The sequence below is a fragment of the Capsulimonas sp. genome, from assembly GCF_039929585.1.
Taxonomy (GTDB): Bacteria; Armatimonadota; Armatimonadia; order Armatimonadales; family Capsulimonadaceae; genus Capsulimonas.
In genome coordinates, this window is record NZ_JBDSQY010000166.1 from 1 (window position 1) to 10,053 (window position 10,053).

The window sequence follows — 10,053 nt, forward strand, 5'->3', positions numbered from 1 at the left end:
ACACTCATCATCGCACTGATGTCGGTGATCGGAACGACACTTTCATCGAGCCTTGTCGCCTATGGCTTCTCGCGCCTCAAGTGGCCGGGACGGGACTGGCTGTTTGGTCTGGTGCTGGCGACAATGATGCTGCCGGACGCGGTCACAATGATGCCGCGCTTCTTGATCTTCCGCCAGCTGCACTGGATCGATACTCTGTATCCGCTGTGGGCGCCATCGTTCTTCGCCAGCGCCTTCAATGTCTTCCTGCTGCGACAGTTCTTTATGGGCATCCCTAAGGAACTTGAGGATGCGGCGAAGATCGACGGGTGCAATTACTTTACAACTTACTGGCGGGTCATGCTGCCGATGGTAAAGCCGTCGCTGGCGGCGGTCTCCATTATGACGTTCATGGGGGCTTGGAAAGATTTCATGGGCCCGCTGATCTTCATCTCGACTCCGCAGAAGATGCCGCTTTCCTATGTGCTCCAGCTGTTCAACTCGTCGCATGGCGGCGAACCGGGAATGCTAATGGCGGCGACGACGTTGGTGATGCTTCCAGTCATCGTGCTGTTCTTCTTCACGCAGCGCTACTTCATCGAAGGCGTGTCGCTGACGGGGCTGGGCGGGCGCTAGTTTCGTGACGGTTTTGACAACGGCTCTGGAGACTTAGTCTCCAGAGCCGTTTTTATTTGGCGCATGTCACTTTTGTGATATAAATATGCTCTTTTGTCTGCTAGTCAGCAAACACGGCTAATGATACAATAAGAGCCTATGAAACATGGAAAAACGTTTAACTGCGCTCTGGCGCTGACATTGACCCTCGGAAACGCCCTTCAGGCGGCGCCGAAGATCGCTCCCAAAGTACAAGCATTCCCTTTGACCGATGTGCGTTTGCTCGACGGCCCGTTCAAGCACGCGCAGCAACTCGACTTAGATTATATTCTCTCGCTGGAGCCGGATCGGCTTCTGCATAACTTCCGTACGAACGCCGGATTGGAGGCCAAGGCGCCGATTTATGGCGGCTGGGAGAGCGCGGGTGTCGGCGGGCAGACGTTTGGGCACTATCTGTCCGCGCTGGCGATGATGTACCAGGCGACCGGCGACGCGCGGCTCAAACAAAAGCTCGATTACAGTGTGAGCGAAGTTGCGCTCTGCCAGGACAAGGGCGGCGACGGTTACGTGTCTGGCATTCCCGATGGTCGCGCGATGTTCAACGACGTCAAAGCGGGCAAGGGCGATGGCGTGCATCGCGGCTGGGTGCCGTGGTACACCATGCACAAGCTCTTCGCCGGTCTGCGCGACGCCTATCAACTGACAGGCAACTCACAGGCGAAGACATGTCTAATCAAGCTTTCAGATTGGGCGATCGATACGACCAAAAATCTCAGCGACGAGCAATGGACAATCATGCTGACCCAGGAGCATGGCGGCATGAACGAGACACTCGCCGATGTCTACGCGATCACCGGCGAACAGAAGTATCTCGACCTCACGCACAAGTTTTCCCAGCGCGCCTTGCTCGATCCCATGAGCGAAAAGCATGATATGCTCAACGGCTGGCACGCGAATACGCAGATCCCCAAGGTCATCGGCTTCGAGCGGATCTATGAACTCACCGGTGACCGGAAGTACGGCGACGCTGCCCGTTTCTTCTGGACGACTGTGACCCAGAACCGCACCTATGTCATCGGCGGCAATTCCGATCACGAACACTTCTTCGATCCTGCGGACACCAAGGACCATCTGTCCGGCGAGACGGCCGAAAACTGCAACGTCTACAATATGCTCAAGCTGACGCGCGATCTGTATCAGGTCGAGCCGTCGGACGCCTGGATGGAGTATTACGAGCGGGCGCTGTTCAATCAGATCCTCAGTTCCCAGGACCCGGACAAGGGCGGCTTCAACTATCTCAACTCCCTCAAGCCCGGCGGTTTCAAAGTCTACTCCAACCCAACCACGGCGTTCTGGTGCTGTGTGGGGACGGGGCTGGAGAACCACTCGAAGTATGGCGACACGATCTACTTCCATACCGACGATACGCTGTTCGTGAATCTCTTCATTGCTTCGCGCCTCAAGTGGGCGGCGAAGGGTGTGACGCTGACACAGAACACACGCTTTCCCGACACGGACACGACACGGTTTACGATCGCGGCCGCGAAGCCGACGGCGTTCACACTCAAACTTCGCCAGCCGGCGTGGACGACCGGCGCTGTATTGAGTGTCAACGGCAAGGCGCAAAAGGTCGCCGCCGGCCCGGGCAGCTACGCCGCCGTCACGCGCACCTGGAAGAATGGCGATGTTGTGAAATGGCGCTTGCCGATGCACCTTCGGTCCGAACCTCTGCACGACAGCCCCAGCCAGCGCGCGATCCTCTACGGCCCGATCGTCCTCGCCGGCGACATGGGGCGCGAGGGCATGGACAAGATCAGCGACTATGTGGACAGCCAGACGGTCTACTCTAACTACCCCGCGCCACCCGTCCCTGCGATGGTTTCGAGCGCCAATTGGTCAACTTCTAACGATTGGACAAAAAGTATCCGGCGCGCGCCCGGAGCGAAGCTGGCGTTTGAGGCGCACGGCATCGCCCAGACCGATGCGGGACATGCGACTGATGTGAAATTGATCCCATTCTCACGCGCGCAGCACATCCGCTACAATGTCTACTGGAATACGTACTCACCGGCGGACTGGCAAGCCAAGCGGGCAGCGATTGCCGCCGAGGAGCGGAGCCAGCGCGATCTGGCCGCGCGTACCCTCGACGAAGTACGCCCGCACGAGCAGCAATCCGAGGCCGACCACCATTTACAAAGCGGACGCTCCAATGAGGGCGACGCAAACAATCGTAAGTGGCGCGACGCGAGTGATGGCGGCTATTTTGAATACACTCTCAAGGTTGACCCCGCCGTCGCGAACACCTTAGTCGTGACGTATTGGGGCGGCGAAACCGGCAATCGCACCTTCGACATTGTGGTCAATGGCGAGAAGATTGCAACACAAACGCTCGCAAACAACAAACCGAACGAGTTCTTCGATCAAGCCTACGCCATTCCCGTCGCGCTCATGCAGGGCAGGAGTACCGTCATCGTGCGCTTCGCCTCCCGCCCCGGCGCCATGGCCGGCGGCGTGTTCGGCGTCCGCACGGTCCGAGTGAACGCCCAGTAATCGACCCCATCGTCTTTCTATCCACGCCGCTCCAATGGAACCCACGTTCATTGGAGCGGCGTTTTGCTTTGACATACATCGGATATCGTGATATCATATGGATGCGCTTGATGTCATACGATCATATGACATCACGATATTTCTTCTGGAAGAATTATGAAACTAAAGAACATTCTTGCCGCCTTTCTCGTGGGAGTTACCTGCGCATGTGCTTTTACGGGGCGGGGAGCGATGGCGGGGACGGTGTTTCATCGCGCGTTTTCGCCGAGCGAGGGGAGCATCGCTGCGGTGGAGAAGCCATATCGCGACGAGATCTGCTTGAATGGAAAATGGCGCTTCGAGCCTGTGGCGGTTCCCGCCGGATACAAGCGCGACACGGGCGTTCCGCCCGAGCTTCCCCCACCGTCCGTGGACCGATGGGAGGCGACGCCGATCAAGATCCCGTCGCCCTGGAATGTCAACACGTGGGGCAATGGGCGAAATGTCGGCGCCGGAACGGATCGGCCCTATCAGCCCAGCTCGCTGTATTATCCGAGTTATCCCGAAACGTGGGACGATGCTGAAATGGGGTGGCTGCGCCGAAGTTTTTCCGTTCCCATCGGGTGGCGAGACAAGCGCGTCATGCTGCATTTCGAGGCGGTTGCGGGGGATTGCGAAGTACTTGTCAATGGGCATCGCGCCGGCCATCATTTCGACAATTTTCTGCCGTTCGAATTCGATGTCACGGAGTTCGTGAAGCGCGGCGGTCCGAACGATCTGCTCGTGGGCGTTCGCAGCCAAAACCTGTTCAATCATCGAAGCGCCAAATATCCTAACTTTCTCAAACCATATCCGCATGGCTCATCGCTCGATGGAATCGTTGGCATCTGGCAGGATGTTTCTCTGGTTGCGCTGCCGGCGACGCACATTTCAGATACGTTCGTGCAGCCGCTCGTCGATACCAATACGCTCGTCGTGCAGGTGACCGTGCAAAATAGCGCGGCCACAGCGGAGCGCGTGCAGGTGGGAGGCGTTGTCCGTCCCTGGATCAATCTGGCGGGGAAGGATGTGCTTTCGGCGCCGGAACCAAAGTCACGCCTTGGCGCCGTCGTCCTCACGATCCCCGATACCTATGTCAATCTCAGTCCTCATTCCAGCAAAACGCTGACGCTGCGTGTCGGCGCCAGCGGCAAGCTTGCCCTTTGGACGCCCGGCGCCCCCAAGCTTTACGGGCTGGTGCTGACCACAAAGCGCCAGCATTATGCGACGGATATAAAGTACACGCGCTTTGGCTGGCGTCAGCTCAAGATCCATGGCCGTGATTTGCTGCTCAATGGTAAGAAGATCCAGATGACTGGCGATCTTTCGCATCCGTTTGGGCCGTTCATGATGTCTCGCCGCTTCGTCTGGAGCTGGTACACCATGATCAAGGATTTCGGCGGCAACGCCGTACGTCCACATGCACAGCCTTACCCGCAATACTATCTCGACATGGCGGACGAGATGGGCGTGATGGTGCTTGACGAGACGGGGATCTTTGGCAGCGCGATTGCGCTCAACCTGGAAGACCCGGCGGCGTGGCCTCGTTATGAAGCCCACTATCATGGACTGATCCGGCGCGATCGAAACCACCCCTCGGTGTTCGGCTGGAGTGTGGGAAACGAGATGTTCGCGGTGCTGGGGCAGGCCTCAAAGGACGATGCGGATGTGTACCGGGCCAAGCTTGCGGCGCTCGCTCGCAGCTCCACAGCGCTCGATCCCACGCGACCCTGGCAGTCGTGCGATGGCGACAAGGATCTGGTGGGAGGCATTCCCACGTGGAGCGCGCACTTTGGTCACGGACTGCGCTTGGACAGTCTGCCGCTCGCCTCGGTGGATAAGCCGCTGATGGTCGGCGAGTCCGGCGGAACCTACTATGCGCGTCCAGAACAGCTTGCCGTCTTCAATGGCGACCGTGCCTACGCCAGCTACGCCGGACGCAATGAGGCGCTGGGGATCGATCTTTACCAAAACGTCGTTCAGATGGCGCGCCCATCGCTCGCATTCTACTCCGCCAGCGAAACCGTCTGGTTTGGCCTGGAGCATCTGAACCTGGGTTATCACGACTATACGCGTCTGCCGAACGCCGGTGACGGTGTTACGTTCGGCCCGTATACCGAAGGACGCTTTGGGATGCAGCCAGAGCGCATTCCGCCTTATGTCACCACACTCAATCCCGGCTGGGACCCCGCGCTTCCCCTCTACAAACCGCTGGCGATGTTCGACGCCATGCGCGCCGCTCTGCATCGTCCTTCGCCGAGTGATGGGCCTTGGACGCACATCCCTCCTGCTCAAGTTGTGGCTCCGCCAGTTCCCACGCAGACGGTGGTCGCATTTGCTGGCGACCGCAATGGCGATCTCTACAAGCATTTGAATTTGATGGGAACGCCGTTCGCCGCCAATGACGCCGAGGCGGCGCGGGCGTCCACGCTGATTGTCGATGGGCAGATGCTTCGCGCCGAGGATGCGCCGAAAATTCAGCAGCAAATCGACGCCATCACAAGGCGCGGGGGCGCGGCTCTCATCATGATCCGGGATCAAACGGCGCCTATGGATTTGGTCAGCAAGCTGCTGCCATTTCCGGTGAACGCGACGGCGCGGCAGGCCACAATGCTTGAAATTTCACACGGCAATCCCTGGGTCGATTCGTTTGGTCTTACAGATACATATTTTGCCGAGAATTCCGTGGACAAACATATCACGAAGTGCGGCCTGGACGGCGCCTTTGTCGATCGTGGGACGACGCTACTCAGCGCGAGCAGCACCGACTGGTCACTGTTTAACAATGTCCCGGAAGTCGCCAAGTGCGGCGCCGTGGTGCTTTACGAACATTTGGTGAAGCCGCGCGGCGCGGCGCTGGTCAGCGCGAAGATGGGGCAGGGGACGATTGTTGTCTCTGCGATGGACTACGAGCCGGCGGCGGACGCCTATATCACCTTCTGGCGTCGTCTGCTTTCCAACATGGGTGTCCAAATGCAGCCTGTCCGTCAGAAATGGCTCGTTGCCACCGCCTTCCAGGGCGAGAGCGGCGCCACCTGGAAATACACAACGGATAAGCCGGCGGACGGATGGAAAGAACCCGGCTTCAACGCCGGCGCCTGGATGACGGGCCAGTCGGGGTTCGGCGGCGAAGTCCCCGGCTCCAAGCCGCGCACGCCCTGGGGCGCGAACGATATTTGGCTGCGGACCGAGTTCACGACGGCGCCCGAGGATCTGGAGAACGTCAACTTAATGGTCCATCACGATGAAGACCTGGAAGTCTATGTCAATGGGACGCGTGTTTATCAAGCCGGCGGCTTTACGACACAGTACGAGCCGATCTCTCTATCGGCGGACGCGCGCAAGGCATTCCATCCCGGCCGCAACACAATCGCCGTGCATTGCCATCAAACAGCGGGCGGGCAGTATGTCGATGTGGGCGTCGTCTCCGGCGCCGTGATCTCCTCCGGGGCGGCCGCTCAGGGACATGATTTGCTTTTGAATGGGCCGAAGGATCAGTAGCGAAATGCCGATGAATAATGATGCGCCGACGGATCTTGCGAAGCGGCATTTGCCGCTTTATCGAGTCATCGAGCAAAACTTGCGAGAACGGATCGAAAGCGGCCATTGGCCGCCGGGCGCCATGCTGCCGAGCCGCAAGGCGCTAGCCGACGAGTACAATGTCGATCTGCGCACGATCCAGCGCGCCATCAGCGATCTGCTGGCGGACGGCGCGCTGGTCGCGCACGGGGGCAGGGGGACATTTGTCGCGCACATGAGAGCTGTTGGAGAAGGCGTGGCGCCCAGCGCCGCCGTACAGACCGTGGTGATCATCGGCGATCCGTCCTTCAATCCTGGTCCCAGCTGGACAGTTGTGGTCAACTCGATCCACGAGGGGCTGCGCGGTCAGATTGAGAACTGCCGGATTCTCACTGTCAATACCTCCGACAAATCTCCGGAAGGGGTGATACGGCATGAGAAAGACGCGCTGAATCTGGCGGAGACGGAGCGTGTCGCCGGAGTGATGATGTTCCATGCGGGCGGTGAAGAGACCCTGCCGGACATTCGGCGGATCATGGCGGCGAATATTCCGGTCGTGTTCGTCGACCGCATCCCCTTTGCGCACGGATGTGATTTTGTCGGAATCGACAACCGTATGGCGGCGCGTGAGGCGACGGAATATCTCATCTCCCTCGGACATCGCAAGATCGCATTGCTCGCCCCGGATGAGGACGTGTCCTCCATTCAGGAGCGCATGGACGGGTACTTCGACGCCTGCATGAACGCGGGCCTGACCACATCGGAAGACATGGTCTTCTCGCTTGCATTCGAAAAGCTGTTCGCAGGCCAAACAATCAAGTCCGAAATCAATCGAGTGATCGGCGAGATGATGAGCCGCCCCGAGCCGCCCACAGCCGTCTTTGCCGTGAACGACTTCATCGCCCAGTATTTGCTGATCGCTTTGGAGGAGCAGGGGATCGCCGTCCCAAAAACGCTGAGTGTGATCGGCTTTGACGACATGGAACGCTTCACCCCGCAGCCGCCCAAACTCACGACGATCCGGCAGCCGTTCGAATCGATCGGCGAGCGCGCCGCCGCCATGCTCGCCTGGCGCATGAGCCACCGCGAGGAGCCCAGCGCCTGCCAGCATATTCTGCTGCCGACGCGACTGGTCGTGCGGGGATCGACTCAGCCTCTCGTTTAATTTGAAATCCGAATATCGTCGATGTGTCCGCTGTACACGCCCTTGGCGCCCGGCCGGTCGAACGCCACCCACACTTTGCTGATTTTTTTGCCCGCCACCGCTCCCAAGCGGCTGGTGACGACGCTCCAGGCGTTCAGCGGGATGGCGCCGCCATGGCCGGCTGACGGGCGCAGTGGTTTGCCGTTTTGATCCACGCAGTGGCCGGCGCTGAGTTTGGAGCCGTCGGTGAATAATATTTCCAAGCCGGCGTATCGGCCATTGTCCTGCTCGGGGTAGATCCAATAATAGAGCAGGGTGTTCGGTGTGATTGTCTTGGGATGGGTGGTGAAGTCGAAGACTTTAGCATAGCTGTAGACCGCCGCGCCGCCCTTGGCCATTCCCGAGTATCGCAGGGACTGGGAGCCGCTCTGAGCTTTGTCTGTCGTCACGGCGCATATGGCGCCGGAGACATTCTTAGGGCTCTTGTTGTAGGCGGCGTCTGGGGCGGCGTTCGCTGTGGGCTGGCCGGTTTCAAAACTCGTCGCCAGAAGATCGTTCCAGGGCTTGGTCGGCAGCGTGCGGGAGTAAGGCGCGCGGCCTTTGATCATATTGCCGCCGTCATGCGTCAGGCGCAGATAGAAGTCCGAGGAGAGTGAAACCCCGTCGGCGTCCAGTGTGAGAAACCATTTATCGGCGGGCGTAGAGCTGGGATCTTCCGCGGCCTTCGCAATCTGTGTCGCTTCGTTGTACTCATCGAACATGGAGACGAAGCAGGTTTTGATCCCCAGGCTGCGCAGGTTGGCGAACTGCGACCACATCAATTTGCCGCCGGCGCGCGGGATAATATTCTTTGTCCGGCCGTTCGAGTTGAAAAACGAAGTTCCGGGATAAACGCAGGGGATATAATCGATCCCATGCTGCTTGCACCAGGCGGCTTCCGGCTTGAGATTGCTTTCGGCAAAGTGGTCCGCGCCCTCGGCGTTCGCGAAGCGGCCGACAGCCCAGGGATTGATGGCGTTACTCGCGGCGTAAACGGCCTCAAAACCCGTCAGCGCGTCTTTAAAGCCACCCTGTCCATTCCAGCCGGTGGGGACGCCGCCGATGACATAGCACCCCTGATCCTTGAACCATTGTATTAACGCCAGCCATTGCTGCGGGTCCTTGGAGATACCGTTGTCGTTCAGACCCATCCCCCAGAGCTCGACCACGGGTTTGCCGCCTTCACGCGCATAAGCGGGTGACTTTGCGATCTTCTGATTGACAGCGAAATCCGTCCAGTCTTTTTGGATCGACGCCACCCAGTTCGGACCCCAGCCGCCCCCGCCCGATCCGCTGGCGTCGTATTCGATGTAGAACTTGACGCCGGATTTTTCGCACGCGCGCATCATCCGAGTCGTCAATTCGTTTTTCTGATCTTTGTAAGTCGCGTCGGAATAAACGTCGCCAAAGCGCTGAATGGCCGCAGTATCGATCCCATACTGTTTCATCCAGCCGACATGGCGTTTGATAGTGAAGTCGCGGTCGGAGGCGAAAATCAGGGACGGATTGCCGTTGGACAAGGCGCCCCACTTATTGGGGTTTGGAAACTGTTCGGAGGCTGGGAACTCGCGCATGTCGGGGTAGCATTCAAAGTTTCCGTGGTAATTGCCTTCGCGCTTGGTCAGGCTGCCGACAGGTGAGCCGTCGCCCTTCGCCGAGAACCAGCCCTGGTAGCCGGCGATGACCTTGCCGACAATGTCCTGCGCGGAGGCAGGGAGGGGAGCAAGCGCGGCGGAGGCCAGGATCGCGCACGCGGCGCGAATCTTCCACGGACTTCTGTTCATAGATATGTTTGCTCTTTCGGAGTATCGGTCGTTACTCATGGAGTACGACCATATCTTATCATCAGTCTGGCGCCGTGTCAACGATTTTGAGAGAAAAGAATGCGATAGAGGCATCTGGAAAACAATGTGTTGACACGACGGACAAGTCGTGATACGATAATCATGTTACGAAATCATACAACCGTATGGGTCTGGAAAGCGTTGCGATGAGCAAAATCGGAGAGATAAAGGTCCGCAGCGAGCGAGATCTTTCCATGGCGGTTTACCGCCGGATCGAAGAAAACCTGCGGATGAGGATCGCCTCCGGGGAGTGGAGCGCCGGCGCCATGATCCCAAGCCGCAAAGATTTGGCGGCTGCATATGGCGTGGATCTTGGCACGATCCAGCGCGCCGTCGCCGGTTTGC

Annotated in this window: 6 protein-coding genes; 5 read left to right on the top strand and 1 reads right to left on the bottom strand. The window is 58.9% G+C overall.

The features are described from left to right. From ABIZ35_RS11610 to ABIZ35_RS11625, 4 genes are all read left to right on the top strand, one after another. Positions 1-615, top strand: a 615-nt coding sequence (locus ABIZ35_RS11610) for a carbohydrate ABC transporter permease (protein WP_348220065.1), incomplete at its 5' end; no start/stop codon positions are given. 138 nt (positions 616-753) lie between these two features. Next, positions 754-3,144, top strand: a complete 2,391-nt coding sequence (locus ABIZ35_RS11615; RefSeq protein ID WP_348220066.1) for a beta-L-arabinofuranosidase domain-containing protein — start codon at positions 754-756, stop codon at positions 3,142-3,144. Positions 3,145-3,300: 156 nt separating this feature from the next. Continuing rightward, positions 3,301-6,663, top strand: coding sequence for a glycoside hydrolase family 2 TIM barrel-domain containing protein (locus ABIZ35_RS11620; protein WP_348220067.1), 3,363 nt, complete (start codon positions 3,301-3,303; stop codon positions 6,661-6,663). A 4-nt stretch (positions 6,664-6,667) separates the two neighbouring features. Then, on the top strand, positions 6,668-7,846 hold the full coding sequence (locus tag ABIZ35_RS11625; protein WP_348220068.1) for a GntR family transcriptional regulator: 1,179 nt from the start codon (positions 6,668-6,670) through the stop codon (positions 7,844-7,846). Here the strand turns inward: ABIZ35_RS11625 and ABIZ35_RS11630 are convergent. Further along, complete coding sequence (locus ABIZ35_RS11630) at positions 7,843-9,648, bottom strand: glycoside hydrolase family 71/99-like protein (protein WP_348220069.1); 1,806 nt, start codon at positions 9,646-9,648, stop codon at positions 7,843-7,845. The two genes, ABIZ35_RS11625 and ABIZ35_RS11630, sit on opposite strands and share 4 nt — an antisense overlap. Before the next feature lie 206 nt (positions 9,649-9,854). Between ABIZ35_RS11630 and ABIZ35_RS11635 the strand changes: the two genes are divergently transcribed. After that, on the top strand, positions 9,855-10,053 hold a 199-nt coding region (locus ABIZ35_RS11635; protein WP_348220070.1), incomplete at its 3' end, for a GntR family transcriptional regulator.

Coding starts and splice junctions, on each gene's coding strand:
- ABIZ35_RS11615 (WP_348220066.1), top strand. CDS start 754: ATGAAACATGGAAAAACGTTTAACTGCGCTCTGGCGCTGACATTGACC.
- ABIZ35_RS11620 (WP_348220067.1), top strand. CDS start 3,301: ATGAAACTAAAGAACATTCTTGCCGCCTTTCTCGTGGGAGTTACCTGC.
- ABIZ35_RS11630 (WP_348220069.1), bottom strand. CDS start 9,648: ATGAACAGAAGTCCGTGGAAGATTCGCGCCGCGTGCGCGATCCTGGCC.
- ABIZ35_RS11625 (WP_348220068.1), top strand. CDS start 6,668: ATGCCGATGAATAATGATGCGCCGACGGATCTTGCGAAGCGGCATTTG.